General features: G+C 38.0%; 22 protein-coding genes. 4 read left to right on the forward strand and 18 right to left on the reverse strand.

Going from position 1 to position 21024, the window contains the following annotated elements; translation table 11 throughout:
- Positions 1–5 precede the first annotated feature (5 nt).
- From FFM51_RS00275 to FFM51_RS00300, 6 genes are all read right to left on the reverse strand, one after another.
- A complete protein-coding gene (locus FFM51_RS00275; protein WP_137596663.1) occupies positions 6–1910 on the reverse strand; it encodes a M13 family metallopeptidase in 1905 nt (634 codons plus the stop codon).
- 110 nt (positions 1911–2020) lie between these two features.
- Positions 2021–3331: an NCS2 family permease gene (locus tag FFM51_RS00280; protein ID WP_137596664.1), complete on the reverse strand. Its 1311-nt coding sequence runs from the start codon at positions 3329–3331 to the stop codon at positions 2021–2023.
- 96 nt (positions 3332–3427) lie between these two features.
- Positions 3428–3724: a hypothetical protein gene (locus tag FFM51_RS00285; protein WP_137596665.1), complete on the reverse strand. Its 297-nt coding sequence runs from the start codon at positions 3722–3724 to the stop codon at positions 3428–3430.
- Positions 3721–5088, reverse strand: a complete 1368-nt coding sequence (locus FFM51_RS00290; RefSeq protein ID WP_137596666.1) for a vWA domain-containing protein — start codon at positions 5086–5088, stop codon at positions 3721–3723. Before FFM51_RS00290 ends, FFM51_RS00285 begins: the two co-directional genes overlap by 4 nt.
- Entirely contained in the window at positions 5081–6292 is a 1212-nt protein-coding gene (locus FFM51_RS00295; RefSeq protein ID WP_137596667.1) for an ATP-binding protein, read from the reverse strand. The genes FFM51_RS00290 and FFM51_RS00295 overlap by 8 nt, the downstream gene beginning before the upstream one ends.
- Before the next feature lie 87 nt (positions 6293–6379).
- Entirely contained in the window at positions 6380–7015 is a 636-nt protein-coding gene (locus FFM51_RS00300) for a DNA-3-methyladenine glycosylase (protein WP_137596668.1), read from the reverse strand.
- 56 nt (positions 7016–7071) lie between these two features.
- On the opposite strand from FFM51_RS00300, the gene FFM51_RS00305 reads away from it, so the two are divergent.
- A complete protein-coding gene (locus FFM51_RS00305) occupies positions 7072–7434 on the forward strand; it encodes a DUF488 domain-containing protein (protein ID WP_137596669.1) in 363 nt (120 codons plus the stop codon).
- 113 nt (positions 7435–7547) lie between these two features.
- Here the strand turns inward: FFM51_RS00305 and FFM51_RS08740 are convergent, their stop codons facing one another.
- The 5 genes from FFM51_RS08740 to FFM51_RS00325 all read right to left on the reverse strand — a co-directional run bounded on the left by FFM51_RS08740 (position 7548) and on the right by FFM51_RS00325 (position 10518).
- Positions 7548–7724, reverse strand: a complete 177-nt coding sequence (locus tag FFM51_RS08740) for a hypothetical protein (RefSeq protein ID WP_170999525.1) — start codon at positions 7722–7724, stop codon at positions 7548–7550.
- Positions 7725–8414, reverse strand: coding sequence for an NAD(P)H-dependent oxidoreductase (locus FFM51_RS00310; RefSeq protein WP_137596670.1), 690 nt, complete (start codon positions 8412–8414; stop codon positions 7725–7727).
- 1 nt (position 8415) lies between these two features.
- Positions 8416–8742 carry a hypothetical protein gene (locus FFM51_RS00315; RefSeq protein WP_137596671.1) on the reverse strand — a complete coding sequence of 109 codons (327 nt, stop codon included), beginning with the start codon at positions 8740–8742 and terminating at the stop codon, positions 8416–8418.
- 63 nt (positions 8743–8805) lie between these two features.
- Positions 8806–9123 carry a DUF7671 family protein gene (locus tag FFM51_RS00320; protein ID WP_137596672.1) on the reverse strand — a complete coding sequence of 106 codons (318 nt, stop codon included), beginning with the start codon at positions 9121–9123 and terminating at the stop codon, positions 8806–8808.
- Between the two features lie 60 nt (positions 9124–9183).
- Positions 9184–10518, reverse strand: a complete 1335-nt coding sequence (locus FFM51_RS00325; protein WP_137596673.1) for an FAD-dependent oxidoreductase — start codon at positions 10516–10518, stop codon at positions 9184–9186.
- Positions 10519–10624: 106 nt separating this feature from the next.
- Between FFM51_RS00325 and FFM51_RS00330 the strand changes: the two genes are divergently transcribed.
- Positions 10625–10975, forward strand: coding sequence for a winged helix-turn-helix transcriptional regulator (locus FFM51_RS00330; protein WP_137596674.1), 351 nt, complete (start codon positions 10625–10627; stop codon positions 10973–10975).
- An 89-nt stretch (positions 10976–11064) separates the two neighbouring features.
- Here the strand turns inward: FFM51_RS00330 and FFM51_RS00335 are convergent, their stop codons facing one another.
- On the reverse strand, positions 11065–11457 hold the full coding sequence (locus FFM51_RS00335) for a DUF6508 domain-containing protein (RefSeq protein WP_137596675.1): 393 nt from the start codon (positions 11455–11457) through the stop codon (positions 11065–11067).
- 142 nt (positions 11458–11599) lie between these two features.
- On the opposite strand from FFM51_RS00335, the gene FFM51_RS00340 reads away from it, so the two are divergent.
- Positions 11600–12514 (forward strand): linear amide C-N hydrolase, encoded by a 915-nt coding sequence (locus FFM51_RS00340; RefSeq protein ID WP_137596676.1) that lies wholly within the window; start codon positions 11600–11602, stop codon positions 12512–12514.
- A gap of 16 nt (positions 12515–12530) precedes the next feature.
- Positions 12531–13163 (forward strand): NAD(P)H-hydrate epimerase, encoded by a 633-nt coding sequence (locus FFM51_RS00345; RefSeq protein WP_137596677.1) that lies wholly within the window; start codon positions 12531–12533, stop codon positions 13161–13163.
- Positions 13164–13367: 204 nt separating this feature from the next.
- On the opposite strand, the gene FFM51_RS00350 is transcribed toward FFM51_RS00345, so the two are convergent.
- The 6 genes from FFM51_RS00350 to FFM51_RS00375 form a co-directional block, all read right to left on the reverse strand.
- Positions 13368–14981 (reverse strand): BCCT family transporter, encoded by a 1614-nt coding sequence (locus tag FFM51_RS00350; RefSeq protein WP_137596678.1) that lies wholly within the window; start codon positions 14979–14981, stop codon positions 13368–13370.
- Between the two features lie 287 nt (positions 14982–15268).
- Positions 15269–15844 carry a sugar O-acetyltransferase gene (locus FFM51_RS00355; RefSeq protein WP_137596679.1) on the reverse strand — a complete coding sequence of 192 codons (576 nt, stop codon included), beginning with the start codon at positions 15842–15844 and terminating at the stop codon, positions 15269–15271.
- Between the two features lie 482 nt (positions 15845–16326).
- Entirely contained in the window at positions 16327–17856 is a 1530-nt protein-coding gene (locus FFM51_RS00360; protein ID WP_137596680.1) for an ABC transporter substrate-binding protein/permease, read from the reverse strand.
- A gap of 342 nt (positions 17857–18198) precedes the next feature.
- A complete protein-coding gene (locus FFM51_RS00365) occupies positions 18199–19509 on the reverse strand; it encodes an ammonium transporter (protein ID WP_137596681.1) in 1311 nt (436 codons plus the stop codon).
- Positions 19510–19734: 225 nt separating this feature from the next.
- Entirely contained in the window at positions 19735–20463 is a 729-nt protein-coding gene (gene lrgB, locus FFM51_RS00370) for an antiholin-like protein LrgB (protein ID WP_137596682.1), read from the reverse strand.
- Position 20464: 1 nt separating this feature from the next.
- Positions 20465–20938, reverse strand: a complete 474-nt coding sequence (locus FFM51_RS00375) for a CidA/LrgA family protein (protein ID WP_137596683.1) — start codon at positions 20936–20938, stop codon at positions 20465–20467.
- Positions 20939–21024: the final 86 nt, after the last annotated feature.

A 21024-nucleotide genomic window follows, 5' to 3' on the forward strand; every position in this document is an offset into this window, starting at 1 on the left:
AATAATTACCAAATATTAACGCGTTGTTCCGGTTTTAAGTACATTTGATCTTGCGATTGAATATCAAAAGCCTGATAAAACTCTGGTAAGTTTTTAACTTGCACGTTTGCCCGTAATTTAGCCGGCGCATGAACATCAATCGATAATAGTAATTGCATGTATTGTTTGGTTGCTTTCATGCGCCAAACTGTCGTCCAGTTGATGAAGAAAGCTTTAATATCAACATCATTTTCACCTTTTGCTGCTTCTAGAGCACAGCTCAGACCACCAGCGTCAGCAATATTTTCAGAAACCGTCAGTTTCCCGTTAACTTTCTGACCAGCGTATTCTAAGCCGTCAAACTCTTTAACCATGCTCTGAGATAAAGTCTTGAAGTGCTCTAAATCTGCAGTAGTCCACCAATTATTTAAATTACCATATTCATCAAATAACGCCCCGTTATTATCAAATGCGTGTGAAATTTCATGGGCAATGACAGCACCAATTCCACCATAATTTTGACTGCTACTTTGTTTGAGACTGTAAAATGGCGCCTGTAAAATTGCAGCTGGGAAAACAATTATATTCCGGAATGGATGATAATATGCATTTACCGTTGCCGCGCTCATTTCCCACTGATTCCGATCCACTGGCTTATTCCACTTAGCAAACATATCTTCACGAACAACCTTAGTTAATGCCAATTCGTTAGCCAACAAGCTCTGACTTGGATTAACATGGAGTTTTTGATAAAGATCATCAATTTTATCTGGATAGCCAACTTGGATCCCCAACTTACTTAACTTGAGAATCGCTTTTTCACGCGTTTTTTCACTCAACCACGTATTATTAGCTAATCGATGCTGATAGACACTGATCATTTTTTCAACCATTTGATGAACATCATTTTTGGCATCTTCGCCAAAATATTTATGCCCATAATAGTCACCAACTACCTGATCAAATGTCCCGGCAGCCAAATAATAGGCAAACTTTTTTTGCTTCATCGGCGCTTTACTCCCTGATAAGGCACGACTATATTGACCACTAATAACTCGAAAATCTTCATCCAAATATCGACTAAGACCTCTTACAGTCTGAATAACTAACCAACTTTTAAAGTCTTCAAAATGGTCATCGTTAATGATTTCATCTAATGCTTCAAAGTATTTTGGTTCAGTAACAATAATTTTTTCAGGACGAGTACCAATTAACGCCTGAACAGTGGCGTCTAAGTCAAGCGTTGAACTATAGGCCACAAACTCATCGTTAGTTTTAGGATTGTACATTTTACTGTAATCAGCGGACTCTTCAGCACTCTTAACATATGGAACTAACGAACGATCAAATTTTAATGCTTGATCAATCGTCTGTGTTATTTGTTCACTTGTGAATCCTAATTTATTCAACAATTCGGTCATCATCTGGCTGAAGACTTTGATTAATGCTGTGGCACTTTGATTATCTTCCGCGTAATAAGTCTTATCAGGTAAAATCAGTTTAGGTGCACCAGCAAACAATGCATTTACACGGGCATTCTTCATATCCGCATCGATATCAAATGCAATTGGCGAAGGTAACCCCTGCTTCATCCATTCAACATAAATCGCTTGAAAATCAGCAAACGAATGTAATGAATCAATCTTTGTTAACCATTCATTTAATGGTTTCGCCTGTTCTTCTTGTCTGCGTTCAAAATTTTTCGCCAATTGATATAATTTAATAAATTCTTGCATCATTTTGTTTTGTGACTTGCCTTGATCAACGGCCATTTTGTCAAAATCGTTCATCAATAATTTATCGATTTCATCCACTAAATCATTAAATCCGCCAGTTGCTGGCTTATCATCAGGAATCTTAGCCGTTTTAATCCAATCACCATTGACGGCTTCATACAAGTCGGTTTTAATTAATTTTTCATTTACTGCCATAAGGTATCCTCCTGATATTTTGATCTACCGCCAATTATAACTGTTATAAGATTAATTGAACATTAATCCATACAAAAAAGCCACGAAAATTTTTCGTGACTTAAGGTAACTTATTCAAGATTTAAAATCCACATAAATCCTAAGAAAATGAAGAATAGCAAGTACATAATCGGGTGGACTTCTTTACCACGTCTTGCTGCAATCATGGTAATTGGATACATAATGAATCCCAACGCTATGCCATCTGAAATACTATATGTCAGTGGCATTCCCAATACGATTAAAAATGACGGGATCGCAATCTCCATTTTATTCCATGAAATATATTTGAGTGACTGTGCCATTAGCACTCCAACAATAATTAATGCAGGAGCAGTAACTTGATTAGTCACCACCGATAGCAGCGGTGAGAAAAACATACCAAACACGAACAATACCCCAGTGAACACGGCAGTAAGTCCTGAGCGGCCACCAACCGCAATTCCAGCTGACGATTCAACATAAGCACCTACAGGAGAGGTTCCTAAAACGGAGCCCGCTAACATTGCTGTTGAGTCAGACATCAATGCTTTGCCAACTCGTGGCATTTTATTATCTTTCATAAAACCAGCTTGTTGTGCTAATCCAACTAAGGTTCCTGCAGTATCAAAGAATGTCACCAGCAAGAATGTCAAAACAACAACCCATAGTTGAATAGTGTTGATATCACCGATATGCATCACACCAACACCAAAAGTTGGTGCTAGACTAGGTGCACTAGCAATAATATTTTTTGGCATTGGAATTAAACCGGTTACTAGCCCTAGGACTGAAGTTAACACCATTCCAATAAAAATTCCACCAGGAACTTTTTTAACCATAAAAATGGCTGTAATCACCAACCCAAAAATTGTCAGCCAAGTTGTTCCAACACTGAACGATCCTAAACCAACAATTGTCGATTTATTTGCCGTTATTAAGCCACCATCGCTAAGACCTAAAAAGGCGATAAACAGCCCGATTCCACTCGAGATCGCATACTTTAAATCACTAGGAATTGCATCAATGATTAATTCACGTAGTTTAAAGATGGTGATCAAAATAAAGATTAATGATGCTACAAACACACCAGCTAAGGCAGTCTGCCATGGTACCTTCATTCCAATCACAACCGAATAAGCAAAAAAAGCATTAATTCCCAGTGCAGGAGCAGTGGCAATTGGGTACTTGGCTAAGACACCCATCAAGATACATCCAAGGGCACTAGCCAAAGCGGTTGCTGTAAACACAGCTCCTTTATCCATTCCGGAGGCGCCTAAAACACTTGGGTTAACAAATAAGATATACGCCATTGAAATAAAGGTGGTAAAACCGGCTAATAATTCACGCCGGAAGTTGGTGTTTAACTCGTCAAAGTTAAAAAATTTTGCAATTGCTGACAATTAATTATCCCCATTTCTCAAAAATATCATCCGAACAAAAGAACATTATAAATCATATAATATTCGTATTTAGATGTAAATAGAGATTTCGTCATTTTATTCAAAAGTTTGCATTAACTCCGTTTTAGCAGCGGCTGTTAGCCACTTATCATGAGCAGCAATAAATTGTTGAACTTGTTGATAGTCATCAAGTTTGAACTTACCAGGAATCAAACCTGTAACTTGCAGCTTTCTAGCAAATAAAACATCACTACTCTTGACCAAATCACTAAATAGATGATTTCCAGTTGGGTCCCATGTTTCTAGCAACAAATCAACTGCTCGGCGATATGTTTTATCACGACTTAAAACTGACTGTAAATCAGCCGGACGTAGAATTTTTGTATTTGTCATTTTATTCCAACCACCTTTTTATAATCGGCATCACCTGCCACCGTTGTTATCTTGCCAATCCTATTTTTGACGGAAAATTCATTGACTGGCGTTGTCAACACCCAGACAACATTATTGAAATGATAATTATTAATTAGTTTTTCACCCCAACCATCGGTTAAAACAATTACTAACGTATCATTATTAGTGTAATGATTGGCTTTCAAATATGTGAAAATACTCTGAAAACTTGTCCCGCCACCGCCAATCCGTTTAAACTGAACCGCACTTTGATTATCTAGCTTATATGATTCATGCTCATGAACAACTGCATCAAAACTAAACACAGTTGTCTGCGTCTCTGTAACCTTAACAATTTCTTGAATCTGACTTAGCAAGAAGGAAATTTCTTTGTCACTCATTGATCCTGAATTATCGACAAAAATATTAATTCTAGTCACCAAATTTGTTATTTTCCCTGGCAAATCCATTCGTACAGGTTGACGGCGATTAAAACGACTATAAGCTGATCGTTTTCCCTGTGGTAGGTTGCCAATTTTCTGTTTTATTAGTTGTTTCCAGTTAAATAAATGGATCTGATCAACTTGCTCTAATTGTTGTTTTAATTTCCCAGGTAATAGTCCACGATCACGATCTGGTGTTGCACGCCACGCCTGTGTCAAAATGGTCTTTAACTGTGACGTTTTTTGCGTCATTAAATCTTCTTGCGATTGATCATTCCAACCATCGTGGACATCAAGTTTTTTGACTGAGCTTTGATTAATTGATTGATTTTTTGAATCAAATTTCTGCTCTGTATCTAATAGCTTGTTTTCATTTTGCTTATTTTTTTTACCACTAATTTTGCTAGTTTGAATGATTTGCAAATAAGTAGCTGAATCTTCTTTTTCTGGTAGTTTCTTACCCAATAATTGCTCTAATTGAGTTAAAGTTCCTGTTCCATGTGGTGCTTCATCTAAATATTGATTAACTGCCACGTCGGTTGCTAACGTCACATTATTTTGACGTTGATTATTTTGGTATCTAAGGGGGTGTTGCCACACCACATGTAACACCTCATGTTTTAGTAAAACTAATAACTCGTGCCAATAATTAATATCAATAATTAATTGTACTGGATTAATCACTAGTTCCAGCTGGCCATCAATCCAGCCGACACCCATCGCTCCGTTTAATTTAGTGTTGTAATGACGTGGAATTTGAATCAGCACTTCCCCGAATAAACGATCAGTTTGCAATAGCTCAATAATTGCACCGCTCACAAATTGTTCTGCTTTTTTTTGAATTTCGACCACTGAAATTTTATGCTGGTCAATTAAAGTTCGAATGTCGTCGTGCAAATCATGAAACTGGGTTTCATTCATTTTGATCACTCATTTCAAACTCACTTCTGGTTGCCACCTCACCAAAATAACGATACAGCTGTTCGACTGACGTTTCACTATCTTTCTCGATAGCGCTATACATCGGCTCTAAAATATCCTTTTGGTGTGCCACAGTACCCACGGATTGTACAACGGCATACTGGCCGTCTAAACTCAATAGTTTTAGTAATTTCATAAATCTGCGTGCTACCCCTGGTTTGGCGAACGAATATTGATCAGATTGTTCAACGCAATTTTGTAGTAGTTGCAACTTAGAAACTTCATTAAGTTGTTTCACATCATCAATTATTTGCTGGTCCTTTGACTCATTCAGATCAGCAAAAACATTCTTGGTTGTTAATAAATTAGTTTGTTCTTTGATAAATTGATCAAATGCGATTCCGATATTTTCTCCCAGATCTCCTTGAAGTAAGTCTAGTTGTACTGTCTGTCTTACATCAGAAGTAACTTTATCTAATTCAAATAAGTTATCGGAAACCCGCTTCCAAGCACGCGGAGTCGGATATAAATCATTTTCTCTGGTTTGTGGATGCAGCATTGCTGGTTCGCTTTCAATATATTGTTGCACCAGTGGATGAATTTGTGGACGCCCATTTTCCTCTTGTCGGGCCCAAGTCAACCAATCACTAACGTCGACTCGCATTACTAATCTAACAGTCCGGTCTTTAATTGCATCATCCCCAACAGTAACCCCATAACTAGTATCTTCAAATCCAGCCATTGTGCTATCTGGATTTTCAGCAATAACAATGTGCACTTGGTCTGGCAAAACTAGTGAATTAATCTCTCGTTGAAGCACTAAATTCATCAACTCGCTTTGAACCGCCTGAGTACCACGGTTAAATTCGTCTAAAAACCAAATAATTGGTTGGTCAGGATTTTTTTCTGCATATTCAATAATACTAACCAATATGTGCGAATAACCGAACTGGACATCCGCTAGTGAACCATAATTTTTTGTTTGAACAAAGGATTCTTTTGTCAATGGTGGTACCGGAATTGCCAAATCACCTTTTTCTGACAAACTAACCACCGTTGTGAATAATTGAGCCCCCATTATAGTGGTCACATCATTGACTAGTGCAGATTTACCAATTCCTGCTTCACCAACAATGTTAGGGACATTTCCTGCTCGTATCACCAGTGGAACGGCCGACAATAATGATTGATATGTAAGTGACATATAATGATCTCCTCCGTTTCTAAGGTAACTTCTAAGCCAATGTTTCACGTGAAATTTAATATAGTTGAACTAAACTAACTAGATATTTTAACTATTGTTTTTCCACCCAAAATTATTTAAATCCATATCTTTTTTTCTCATTCTTGAAACATATGGATTATGTGCAACGTAAAAGCGATATGGCTGCAATCCCGTCTCACCGTTGAGGTTCACTCCAATTCTACCACTAGCTGTTATATTAGCTGGTTGCCGATCTGTCACTAACTCAACGGTCAGCTTGGAATTTTCTAGAGGTTGCATGTTGAATACCTTGGACTGGATGCCCAGCGCCTGCATCAATTTACCAGGCCCATTAGTTAAGTTCACGCCCTCTACTGGTCGATTTTTTAGCATGATTTGCTGTCCGTCTTTAGGTTCAATTGCGCGAATCAGTACTCCTTGTGGCACATCACTTGCTTGCGTAACAACATCAAACATATACTGTTGTCGTAGTTGATAAATGTAAATTGTTCCTGGTTCCCCATATAAGGCTTCATTAAAGGTACTTCTTCTACCATTATAGGCGTGCGCAGCAGAATCCGATTCGCCTAAATAGGCCTCTGCTTCAACAATATAACCACTGAGCAATCCTTGGTCACTTTGGTAGCTCAATACTTTTCCTAACAAATCCTGTGCGATTTCAACTGTACTTCGATTAGTATAAAAAGATTGATATTTAGTCACTTGTCGGCCCTTCTTTTACCAATAAAATGATGTATTATGTATTTGAGGTGATAGCAATGCAAATTAAAATTGAACGAATATATACGAAACCAATCGACACAGACGGCTATCGAATTCTCGTTGATCGCTTGTGGCCACGTGGTATTTCAAAAGCTAACGCCCAGTTAGACCTGTGGCTCAAAGAAGTGGGCCCATCTACTGAATTACGGAAATGGTTTAACCACGATACCGAGAAGTATCCTGAATTTAAGCAGCGATACATTGCAGAATTGCAACAAAACGATTCCTATCCCCAGCTTGAACAAACAGTTGCCAAACAACTAAAAACTACTAACGTAATTCTTTTATTTGGGGCTAAGGATACAGAACACAATCAAGCTGTGGTGCTGAAAGAATGTTTGGAAGGACAGATTGGATAGTATTGTTTCATGTGAAACAAACACCGTACAACAAAATTATTAATGAGCAAACCCATCATCAATAATTTTGCCTTATACCACGGAAGCTACCCAGGGTGTTCCGCACTCTTTTTTTACCATTTTTCCGTATTCCACGCCCTACCATCAACTTCACCCTGCAACTGTTCAATTCGTTTAAACTGCTCTACCGTAGTATCTTGAAGTGCTTGATAGAATGACTGATCCCTAAAATTTTTGCTTTCTTTAATAAACTTATCGATTTCTTGTTGTGTCCATTCACGTGTTTCCATTTATTCGTCCTCATTTCGTTTAATCATTGATGCTGTTAAGGTTAAATCAGCCAACGTTTCCTGATTATCTTGTAATACTGTTTGAATTTGTTGCAAAGTTAACCTTTTTTTGTCATCTTGCTCTGCTTCAATTTTTTGTGATAGTCGTTGGTTAATCCATTCTTCTTGACCACTAAAATGATTAAATTGAAGGTTAGTTACATATTGCTGGTAGGCCATAAATAGCCGTTGCTGTTCTATTTTAGTCAGGTATGGAAACTGATAAACAACTAGTGGCGCAAGATATTTCATTTTAGTCTTATTAGCCAGAGCTTCATACGGTCGTAAAATTTCAGACATTGTAAATTGTTCACTCGCGCCTGCCTGAAATTCTTTTTGCGCTGCTCCCGTGGAGACAACTAAACCCAGCTCTTTACCAGCCAATGAATATAATGATCCCGTTGCAAATTTCGTGGTTAATACCTTGTCTTGCCAATTTTTTAGTACAGCTGGCGCACTGTACCAATATAAAGGAAACTGAAAAATAATTCTGTCGGCCTGCAATAACAAGGCTTGCTCTTTAGCAGGATCAATCGTTTCAGTTATAAGATGCCAAACCACATTCTCATCATCAGCCACGCTCTCTTTGAACAACTGTTGCGTTGTGGATTCTGTATATTTAGGGTGGGCAACAATCACCAATGTTTTCATTTTACATTGTTCCTCCGAAAATCAGTTCAATTTGATTTTTTTTAGTCGCAAAATTAATTCCTAAAATTGTTTGTTTTAGGATTTTGCTATACTCATCTAACACGTCGGCTGGTAATGGTGTATGAACAGAGAACGCATTAATCAGTTCTTCAACTGAATAAACATCACGAATATCAATAAAAATATTAATACTGCTAACCACATCCCGAATTAGATCGGTCAATAACGCATTAGGTTTCCCATTTTCATCAGTTACTACAATTTGTGAATTTGCAACGTGGCGATGATTAACGTTAATCATTTTAAGCATGGTAAATACGTCTAACATTTCTTCACTCCTCATAACTTATGGTTGCTAGTAATATACCACTGATTGTGATATTTGCCGAATTCATTTACCTGCAACAATCGCCTGACCTTGTTTTAATAAATCGTCACTGATAAATTCGGTTATAAATCGTTGTAATGGCACCTCAGAATGCCGATCTTTAAACGCTATTGGCTCAACTTCGATAATCGCTACTAATAAGTTATTTTCTGTCAGCAACAATTGCCCAATCCGACTGAACTTGCCTTTCGTATGTTTACCAGTCCGCCACGAATGCGGTCTGGCCTGTCCGTGCTCATCTAGTTTGAATAAATAATTGCCTGAATTATCACTCACAACTGGTAACCCAATATAACGATGAACTTCATATTTATTTTTCATTATCTAATCCCTAAAAAAATAGATTTGAATCTAAATCGATTCAAATCTATTATATCCGTTTTAGAGGTTCGCAAACAGGTCATTTAACGCTTCCGTCATCGTAGGATGTGCGTAAATCTGATCCCCTAAGACTGTTGCTGGTACATGTTGCTGCATCGCTAATGAAATCAAATTGATAGTCTCATATGCCTCTTCAGCATAGATCGTCATCCCCAAAATTTCTTTAGTATCTTGATCAAGAACCACCTTGTACATCCCCCGTGGGTTCCCGATCACGTTTGCCTTAGGCACCCCAGCGGTTGGCATAGTCACAATCTGATAGTTTAGACCTTGTGTTTTAGCTTGCGCTTCAGTTAGTCCAATCGATGAAATGGCAGGATTTAAAAACGTAGTGTGCGGATAAACTGTCCGATTGGCTAACGTTCTGCTGTGATCACCCAAAAGTTGGTTGTTAACAATACGAAAATCATCTAAAGAAATGTAGGTAAACTGCGGTCCCCCATTAACATCTCCTAATGCCCAGATGTGGTCAACATTAGTTTTAAGCTGGTCATCAACCAAAATTTCGGAATGGTCGCCCAATTCAATTGTAGTTCGTTCTAAATGTAAATCGTCAATGTTAGGACGTCGCCCTGTGGCAACTAACAGAGCATCAGCTTGTACTACATGCTCCTGACCAGCTTGTTGGTATGTCAACTGCAAACCAGCCTCCGTATCTTTGACCTTAGTTAACTGGGATTCAAATGCAAAGTCAATCCCATCAGCCTGCAAATCATCTAACGCCATGGCAGCGACTTCTGGCTCCTCGCGAGCTAAAATCTGCTTTCCATTACTCAAGACTAGCACTTGACTACCAAATTCAGCATACATTGAAGCGAATTCTAGGCCAATGGGGCCACTTCCTAAAACTACTAATTTTTTTGCTAACTGCTGTCGATCTAACATTTCACGCGATGCAAAAACATGGTTACTTGTATTAATCCCTTCAATATCTGGAATAATAGGGGTTGATCCAGTATTAATAAAAATTCGATCAGCGGTTAACTGCTCTTTGCCAGATTCATCAGTTACTTGAATCGTCTGGTCATCAAGAAATTCTGCGTCTGCCGTTAAGACAGTTGCTGTTTTTAAATCGGCAACTTTATGGTAATTTTTATTACGTAATTTAGCCGTCATCTGATTCTTAATTTCAAGTGCCTGCGAATATTCAATTCCTTTTTGTGCGTTAATAATTAAATTTTTGGTTGGTAGACAAGCAACATTAATGCAAGTTCCACCATACATATGGCTATCTTTTTCAATTACCAGCACCTCTTGGCCATGATTGGCTAAACTTGCTGCCAGTGTCTTGCCTGCTTTACCAAAGCCCACGATAATATTTTCAAAGTGTCTCATTTGGTAATCCACCCTTTCTTCACTATAATAACCTCATCAAAGTAATTATAGTCTGTCTCCATAAAAAATAAATTAGGTACTTTTTAGTTCCCACCTGGAGGTTAACATGAACGAAATTTATTTAGCTAACAATACGACTTTTAATTGTCCCGTCGAGGCCACTACCAGTTTAATTGGAAAAAAATGGGTGCCATCAATACTGATGTTACTAGCTGATAAACCATACCGTTTTGGACAACTACAAGCTGCACTGACCAAATGTAGTAAAAAAGTTCTCAAACAACAACTGAATCTATTAAGCGCTAGCGATTTAATTAGTAATACGAAAGCTACTGTTGCTAATACAGTTGAATCAACTTACCAATTAACCCCCCTCGGCCAATCATTGATGCCCATCGTATTTGCAATGAAGCATTGGGGTAACCAACATTTGATTTGCAATCGTGAATCCGCCTAGTTTCTACTAAAAAAGCCACTCAGCGTTTAGCTAAGCGACTCTTCAAACTAGTTAAAATAAAATAATAGCTCACCACAATTGATAAAAAGCTAGACAACTTGTTCTTCTAAATCTATTAATGCATTAGTTAATCGATAGAAGTAGCCTTCTTGCAATGCTTTGGCCCAGCTACCCTCATCAAATGGCTCTGATCGGATAATTAAAGTTAACATGGCTTCAATTAGTTTCCGATCTTTTTGTAACATTACTTGCCCCACCGTGGAATGGTTCACTTTGAGCTTGATATGATGTTGTTTGAGTGTCTTACGATAGTGAGGATCACAATACGAACTTTTTAAGAATTCCTGACCAAACTTCAACATTAACGAATCATACTTTGGGTAGCCCATTTGTAAAATACCATCCTCGCGATCAGTTGCTGTCCAAGCAATTTCACGGTTACGCATTTCTTTAAAATAATCTACATAATCCTGTAAGTTCATTTGATCACCCCGTTTCACCCTCTATCATAAGTTATTTAGGGTTAAAAGTCACTTAATGAATTTATAAATCGCTTTCAAACAGTATTTTCCGTGCTATCATTGATAATAGAACCAATAAATTATTGCTAAAAGAGGTGCCCAGATGTGTACCAGTCTAACTATTAAAACGCTGGATCAACAGCAACTATTCGGTCGAACAATGGATTTTCCAACTAAAACGCCTTGGCACCTGACTTACCTACCCAGCCAATATCAATGGCAACCTAAAACTGGTGTGCGATCATTTAACAGCAAACACGCTATTTTAGGGGGAATGCGTTATATTAATAACCATTTCTTAATCGGTGATGGTATTAACGAGGCCGGCCTTTGTTGTGCTGAATTATATTTTCCAGTTGAGTCCATCTATTATGATAAACCAGTTACTGGCAAGTTAAACCTGTCACCACAGGACTTTACCACCTGGTTATTGAGCGAAAATAGTTCAATCGCGCAAGTAAAAAAGCAATTAGACCAGATTGCATTAATCGGAATCGATTGGTATGACCATGACGGTATTTATCCTTTCCATTGGCTATTGACCGATCTAACTGGCCAAACTGTTATCATCGAACCTAATGAATTGAATTTACACTTAAAAAACGATCCGGTTAACGTTCTGACGAATACACCCGCATTAGCCAAACACATCACAAATTTAAATCGCTTTTTAAACTTAAATGGTAATCAATTTAATGAAGACACAATCAACGCAATTCAAAACTTCACCGGCACCTTGCCAAATCGACACATTCCAACTGACCGCTTCATTAAAGCAGCATTCACTCGTTGGCAAATACATCCTCAAGATTTAGTTGAAGGCGAAGCAACATTATTCAATTTCCTTGAAACAGTCAAAATACAAAAGAAAAATGATCGGCATGATTATACCCACTACGAAGGAGTCATCAACGTCAATGCACAAACTTATCAATTTAGAGACGTTGCTAGTAATACATTGACATCACAGGTTCTTGCAAATGTTATTGCTAAATACGACACTGCTCATATTTTTTAACTTGGAGGTCTTCAAAATGAGTCAACTAGTTACAGCAAAACAAATGAAACATTTCGATAGTTACACCATCAACACAATTGGTATTCCGTCATTAGTCCTAATGGAACGTGCGTCTCTGGCTGTGCGAGATTTCATTGTTAATGGTAATTATAATTTACAACACGTCGTTGTCGTCGCTGGTTACGTCAATAACGGAGGTGATGGTTTATGCGTTGCCCGCTTACTAAAGCTTGCTGGAGCAAATGTCAGTGTAGTCTCCGTTGGGAATCCCAGTCATGAATCGGTTGAACATGCCACCCAAAGAAAAATCTGCGAATACTATCAAATTACATTGAATGCACCACTTAATACATTGTCTGACGCCACACTAATTGTTGATGCAATTTTTGGTATCGGAATTGATCGCCCTGTTAGTGGCAGGCAAGAAACTGCCATTGATGCAATTAACAAAGCTAGCGCTCCTGTAATCTCCGTCGACACACCTTCTGGTATCAACACAGACAGCGGTAAAGTAATGAATGTTGCCGTTAATGCCATTGCTACAGTTACTTTTGCTTTTAATAAAGTTGGTTTAACCATGGCAGATGGCCCCACGCATGCAGGTCAAATAATTGTAGCAGATGATATGGGAACTTACGCAATTAATTAAGCGTTAAAAATTATTTTGAAACATGATAAAAGTATATTATTTTTGATACCCATCTTATTTAAGCTACGTCCATCGCCGCTCATAATAGTCCAAATCTCAGCCAGTAAGTTTCCACTTGAAAAAATAGCGAACGATCCATACCTTGGATCGTTCGCTATTTTAGGCTGTATTCAAAAGCTAAGCACTTTTTATGCCCGTTATCATTTAATTTTCATGAATTCCAGATGGTACTCTGCTGCTTTGCCTAACTGGCCGTCGCAACTGATGAACCACACGTCGATGACTTGCTGCTAACTCTAGCTCATCGCCACGTAACATCTGCCACGTTGAGATTATCAAGAGAATGCAGACAAAGATCAACGGAAATCCTGCAATCGCACTGATTGCCTGAACCGTTTTGAAGCCACCCACGAACACGATCCCAAATGAGAACAACATAAAGACAAATACCCAAAATAGTCGATTGAATTTGCTTGGTTGTTGTCCTGGAGCTAATTTCAAGCTCGTAAATGATGAAACAATAAATGCCGAAGATGAAATCGTTGTTGCTAAGAAAATGAAACATGATACACAATAAATTACCAGCATGATCATTTTAAACGGCAACGTCGAAATAACAGTTGCAATCACAGATGCTTGTCCTTGTGTATTTAAAATGTGAATTAAGTCAACAATGCCAGCTTTTTGTAGATATAGTGAGTAGCCACCTAAAATAGCGTAGAAACTCATGCAGCCTAAGGCACCATAACCCAACATTCCTAAAATCACTTGGCGAATTGTACGTCCTCGTGAAATCCGGGCAATGAACAATCCCATGACAGGCATATATGATAGCCACCAGCCCCAATAGAAGATTGTTTCTTGTTGCGCCACGCCAGCATGTCCATTTGAAGCAGTTGTAGTGCTCATTGAAATGAATTTAGAAATCATTAAGCCAAGACTATTACTTTCTGAATTCAAAATGTAAATTGTTGGCCCAACCAACAAAACGATGACCAAAAACCCAATTGCAGTCCAAATATGGGCCGAACTTAATTTATCAATGCCACCCTTAATTCCACGTAGCATCGTCACAGTGAAGATTATAAATAGAATTAAAAACATCATTAATTTTAATAAAATCGAGTCCGGAATACCCGTAATTTGATTAATAATTCGTGAAATTACTGGAATTTCCATTCCAACGGAAGAACCAATTCCACCCATAATTCCGAATACAACAAGAAAGTCAATTACTTGTCGCAACACAACTTTATAATGTTCTGGCCCTTGTAATACAGTAATCGCAGCACTAATCCGCATTACTCGTACATTTTTAACATACATCACATAAGCAATGGCAACTGCAGCTGCCGCAAACATCATCCACGCCATCGGGCCCCAGTTAAACTGACCCAACATGTGAGCATTGCTGTATGCTGCCTTTGAGTATGGTTTAGCACCAAAAATGGGATGCTGAACGTATCTAAGTGGATCCACCATACTTAGCATTAAAATACTTGCATCAATGGCTGTTGCAAAAACCATGCTTCCCCACTGAAAACTACTGTATTCTGGCTTATCCTTAGCTTTTCCCAACTTAATCTTCCCAAAGCGACTAAATGCTAAATACATAAAGAAAATAAAGTTGATAATGTAAATCCACAGATATGCCCAACCCATTTTAGTAGTGATCGTGTCCATCAGGCCACTTAAACCCGATTTCAGGCTAGAACCACCAATTAAAAGTGCGATTGAAACTAAGCCGAATAAAACTGCAGTTGGCACAAACATTTTCTTATCAATATTTTGATGATGTAAAATAATATTCCTCCTCATTATTTAGGAATAGTTTGCGTGCGCAAACTTTCCATCTTCGGCGGATGTCCAATTGCACGGACGAAAAACGTCTCGTGCAATACATGGCTCCTCCTCATTATTTAGGAATAGTTTGCGTGCGCAAACTTTCCATCTTCGGTGGATGTCCAATTGCATGGAGTGCCACCTCTTTATAAAAAACTATACAAAAATACGCCGATACTATAATCTCCACTAGAGATATCTGCACAGCGCACTATCTTATACAAATACTAATGAATTCGCTCAAATATTTGATTGAATTGAATTTACGGATGAATCACATCCCCGTTTTCATCTAACTGATGAATAATCCGTGCAGGATTACCAGCAATTACAACATCGTCACCAAACGACTTCGTAACAACTGAACCAGCGCCGACGACCACCCGACTACCAAGAGTTACTCCTGGCAAAATCGTGACATGACCACCCATCCAGACGCTATCACCAACAGTAATTGGTGCGCCCATTTCGACATCGGCATCACGTTGCTTAGCATCTAACGGATGAACGGGTGTATAAAATCCGACATCCGGGCCAATATAGCAGTGGTGACCAATCGTAATCGGACAAGTATCCAACAGCGTTAGATTGTAATTGGCATAAAAATGATCGCCAATATGGATATTAAATCCATAATCAAATTGCAGGCCGCCTTCAACAAAAAAGTGAGCTCCACTATCCGCAAATAGTTGTTGCACTCGTCGATTTCGCTGATCATTATTGTCGAGCTGGTTGATCTCAATTAACTCATGACGAATCTTAGTTCGTCGCGCAATTAATTCAGTATCAAACTGATTGTATGGTTGTCCAGCTGTCATTTTATTTCGTTCAGATAACATAACATCAATAGACTACCACTTATCTTCACATTTGTTAAAAGTAATTCATCAATGTAATCGCTTTCTATAAAAGTAAAAAAGGACGCTATCCCGTATAGCCATACCAGATAACGCCAACTTTGAAATTTATTTAAATTTTTTACTATTTATGCCGATTTACGGGCCTTTTTACCTCTTTTTTAGTGCGCGCGGATCGTTAAATTTTTTTAAATTAACATGGTTTTTATCTGTTTAAATTTGTTTACTATGCCCAGGATACCTATCTTGCTGAAACGTGCAAACAGGGGCAGACGTCTAGGCCTAAATTATGAATGCCAATCAAGTAATTAAAGTTCGATTACTTATTCCATCTTTGCTGAAACGTGCAAACAGGGGCAAATGCCTAGGCCTAAGTCAAAAATACCAATCAAGCAATCAAAGTTCGATTACTTAATTGGTATTTTTAACTTAGTCTACGACATCTTAGCGCCCCTGTTTGCACTCTAGACTAGTGTATCCACTTTCTTATTCATCTTAATTTCATAATGACGTAGAATTCTTGAAATTACGAAAGTTAAGATGAAATATAAGACCATTGTAATTACAATTGGAATCACACCACGATAGGTGTCTGCTTGCACTATCTTTAGTTGGTAAATCATATCTGATACTCCGATGATTGAAACAATCGAAGTTTCCTTAATCAATGACACAAATTCATTTCCTAAAGCTGGCCAAATATTTCGAATTGCTTGTGGCAATACAACACTGTACATCGTATCGTGTGCATTCATCCCTAAACTACGAGCAGCTTCTTTTTGTCCGCTGCTGACTGAAATAATTCCACCACGAATAACTTCGCAGACATAAGCTCCACTATTTAGTGATACCGCGATGATCCCGGAAATTACTGCTGGAATATTAACGATTACTCCCAAACCAAAGTAAACAAATAATATTTGAACCATTAATGGTGTACCTCGAACAAATTCAACGTACGCCGTTGCCAACCATTTTAGTAATCTTAGCTTTGACAGTCGCATGAATGCTAGTAAAACACCAATAATAAAGCCGGCAACCACTGAAACCGCACTAATTCCAATTGTATATTCAACACCTAATGCAAAGTATTTCCAATAATGCCACATTGATGTATTAGCAGTATTGACTTTCATATACGAACCAGCTGTTTTTAAGTATTGTTTTTCAACTAAGTTCTGTGACTTAATCGTATCGATTGATTTGTTAACCTGCGTCCGTAAAGCCGTAGATCCCTTTGCTAACGCAACTACATCACTAGTTTCAGCTGAACCTAGCTTAAAGTTTCCGTTTTTAGCCACAATACTAGAATCATTTTTGGCATAAGCTTCAGCAGTTGGCTGATCCAATACAACTCCGTCAACCTTGTGTGTCTTCAACGCAATTACAAGATCCGAAACCTGTTCGATTCCTTTAACCTTGGCATTTTTAACCTGCTTTTTAGCTAAATTAAATGGTAATGAACCTGTTTGGGCACCAAGCGTTTTACCATTAAATGAAGTTCGATCCTTATAGACGCCCTTGTCTTCTTTGTTAACTAAGATATATTGGCCAGCCGTATAGTATGATTTAGAAAAATCAACACTCTTGGCGCGCTTAGCAGTTGGGTTAACCCCAGAAATAACCATATCAACCTTACCAGATTGAAGTGCTACCAATAGCGAATCAAAGGACATCTTCTTAATCACTAACTTAACACCCATATCTTTGGCAATTTTTTTAGCAATTTCCACATCCATTCCTACCACTTTACCCTTAGCCATAAACTCATACGGCGGGTAATCCGGACTGGTTCCTAAAACAATTTCACCTTTTTGCTTAATTTTAGCCAGTGAATCATCTTGACCGGTTGTTGTCGTACTAGCTGATGAGCTGGTTTGACTAGTCGAACTAGACTCATCCGTTGCGGCGTTCACCGAACTTGATAATGTTGGTAGAACTAACACCATGCTTAAAAATGCTAATGTTAATCCCTTAACTATTTTTTTGATCATTTTATTTACTGCCTCCACTTTAAATTCAACGCTTTCTAGTATACCCATTTATGTTTATTTATGCTACATTACTGGATAAAAATGAATAAAAATATTTAGATTACATTTTAATTGATCAAAATTTTACACAATTAAATTACCCCAAACTCGAAACTCAGAGGTTTTACCTTATTCCAGTTGAAAATTTGTCATCTAACATAAAAAAACTAACATGAAATTAAAAATCCCACTAATGAACTTACAAAGTTCATTAGTGGGATTTTTTGTTCCACCACGACTTAAAATCGTGACGACACTCACCCTCTTAACTCCATAACGCCGTGCCCACACCGTTATTTCAGTTTAATCTTTATGCATATTTACGTGATTATTAAGTTTCGCTAGTTGTCCCTTAAACTCAGTTTGATATTCAATAATTTCACTATTTCTAGCAACCGTATAATCAGCTCGTTCACCATGCTCACCTAAATCTAGTCCAACTCGTTCCTCTGTTTCTGAGACTCGCATTGGCGTGATTGCTTTTAATGCAGTCACAATGATAACTACCATCACACTAACAAAGACAATTGTCACAACCGTTGCTAATAGTTGAACTCCAAATAAGTGCCAGCCACCGCCATAAAACAGACCGCTTTTTGCAATATCTGGATTAACTGACTTGGTTGCTAATAAACCAGTTGCTAGACTACCAACTATCCCACTTACTCCGTGACAACCAAATGCATCTAACGCATCATCAATACCTAGCTTAGGTTTCAAAACGTTAATGAAGATATAACTGATTATCGTAGCACAAATGCCAATCCAAAATGCACCAGCAATTGTGACATACCCTGCTGCTGGCGTGATACCGACTAACCCACATAACGTTCCAGTACAAACGCCAACTAAAGTCGGTTTTCCAGTTCGGGTCATATCAATTAATAACCAAGTGATCATTGCACTTGCGGTTGCAACCGTAGTCGTCATCGTTGCCTGAACTGCAATGTTGTTAATCGCCAGTGCACTACCAGCATTGAAGCCGTACCAACCAATCCACAGAATTGCAGTCCCTAATAATACCCACGGCAAATTGTAGTGTTTAGTTTTTTCGTTGTAGCTTAGTCGGTGACCCAAGAAGATTGATAGTACCAGTGCTGTCACACCAGCATTAATATGAACAACGGTCCCACCGGCAAAATCAATTGTGCCAATGCTAGCTAAAATACCATTGGGACTCCAGACCATATGAACCATTGGATAATAAATTAGGATTGACCAAAATACGATAAACCACAACAAAAACTTGAATTTCATCCGACCAACCACGGCGCCAACAAATAGTGCTGGGGTAATGATCGCAAACATCATTTGAAAAATTGAATATAATCCAACTGGAATTTTCGTGGCTGTCAGCTTTGTTAACGTCACACCCTGATGAAAGAAATGGTCGAGGTTTCCGATAATTCCAGCGGTATTCCCACTAAACGACAGCGTATAACCGAATGCAATCCACAAAAGAATCGCCAAACCACAAATAAAGAACACTGATAGCATTGTATTCACAACGTTTCGTTGTGATACTAACCCGCCATAAAAGAAAGCTAAACCTGGTGTCATAAATAACACTAGAATACTTGCAAGAACCAAAAACGATGTATTTGCTGCGTTCATAAATCCCTCTCCTTACCAAATATATTTTGATGTAAGGAAATATAACACCATATTTTTAAATAGTCAAATTAAATTTGATAATCGAGTCTGTTTTTTTGTTTTAAGTTCACTAAGCGCTTTGATAACAGAGCTTTATTATATGTTATGTTTTTTAACATATAAAAACGCAATTCAAATTTATGAATTGCGCTCCGTTAAAAATTATTCAATTAATGGTTCTTACTTTTACAACCCAATAAAATGAGCAAACGTTGGTACAACTAAATCGACTACCACACCAATAACTACCACCGCAATGGATGCCATTGATCCTTGAACAGATCCCATCTCTAGTGCTTTAGCTGATCCAACGGTATGTCCTGCCGTTCCTAGACCAAGTCCAGTTCCAATTTCTGATTTACCAAGTTTGAAGAATTTAACTAACCAGTCACCCAATGCATAAATGATCACCGCATTTAGAATCACTGCCATCGCTGTAATTGAGAAGTTTCCACCAATCGCGGTGGAAATTGGTAATGCAATGGCCGTAGTAGCTGCTTGGGGTAACATCGCAGCAATAGCCGAATCATCCAAGCCAAACATTCTAGCAGTCCCTAAAATTAAGAATAATGAAACGACTGAGCCAATAATCAAAGCTAGCAAAATTTCAGCCCAATATTTTTTTACAATATCGTTTCGTTTGTACAGTGGGATCGCAAACGCAATCGTCGCTGGATTTAGGAACCAGAAAATAATGTCGCCACCTGGCTTGTAAAACTTCGTGTACGCCTGAACAGTGGATGTACCCATGATTTTACCTAAAACGACAACGGCAATAATTCCCAATACCATTCCAACAAACAATGGTTGAAACAAGAAAAATCCCTTGCCAACCTTGAATAACCACTGACCAAATAAATACACAGCAATTGAAATAAAGATGCCAAAAAATGGTTGTGCTAATGAAACAGTCATATTAGTTCACCTGTCCTTTCAATCCATCTTTCTTGTTTGGTTGAACTACTTTTTCTCCGCCATGTGCATCTTTTGAACGACGTGAAAGCTTATTTTTAATAGTAATTAATAACCATGCTGTATAGGCTGTCACCACTAACATCAAAACAGTTGAAATAATTACAACAATGACAATTTGTAATCCTTGCGTTCTCATAATATCAAGGCTAGTAGCTAACGAAACACCCGAAGGGACGAATAAAAAACCGATCAAACTGATCATAAAACCACCAAAATTATCGACCCATTCCAGTTTCACAATGTGAAGCGTTAATAGTAAGTACAACAGTACAAGCCCGATAACTGGGGTTGGCACTGGAAAATTTTTCGGAAATAATGGCGAGATCAAACTAGCAACAAACAAAACACCTGCAAAAATACCCATTTGAATCAAAATTGGTGCTGATTTCTGCTCACTTTTTTTCTGTTTATCCATTTGTTTTTCCTCCTGACAATTTCTTTATTGTCCTAATTCTACAAAAAAACCGCTAAAACAGAATGTTTTAGCGGTTAGTTAACAAT

The sequence above is a fragment of the Paucilactobacillus kaifaensis genome, assembly GCF_005405145.1.
Taxonomy (GTDB): domain Bacteria; phylum Bacillota; class Bacilli; order Lactobacillales; family Lactobacillaceae; genus Paucilactobacillus; species Paucilactobacillus kaifaensis.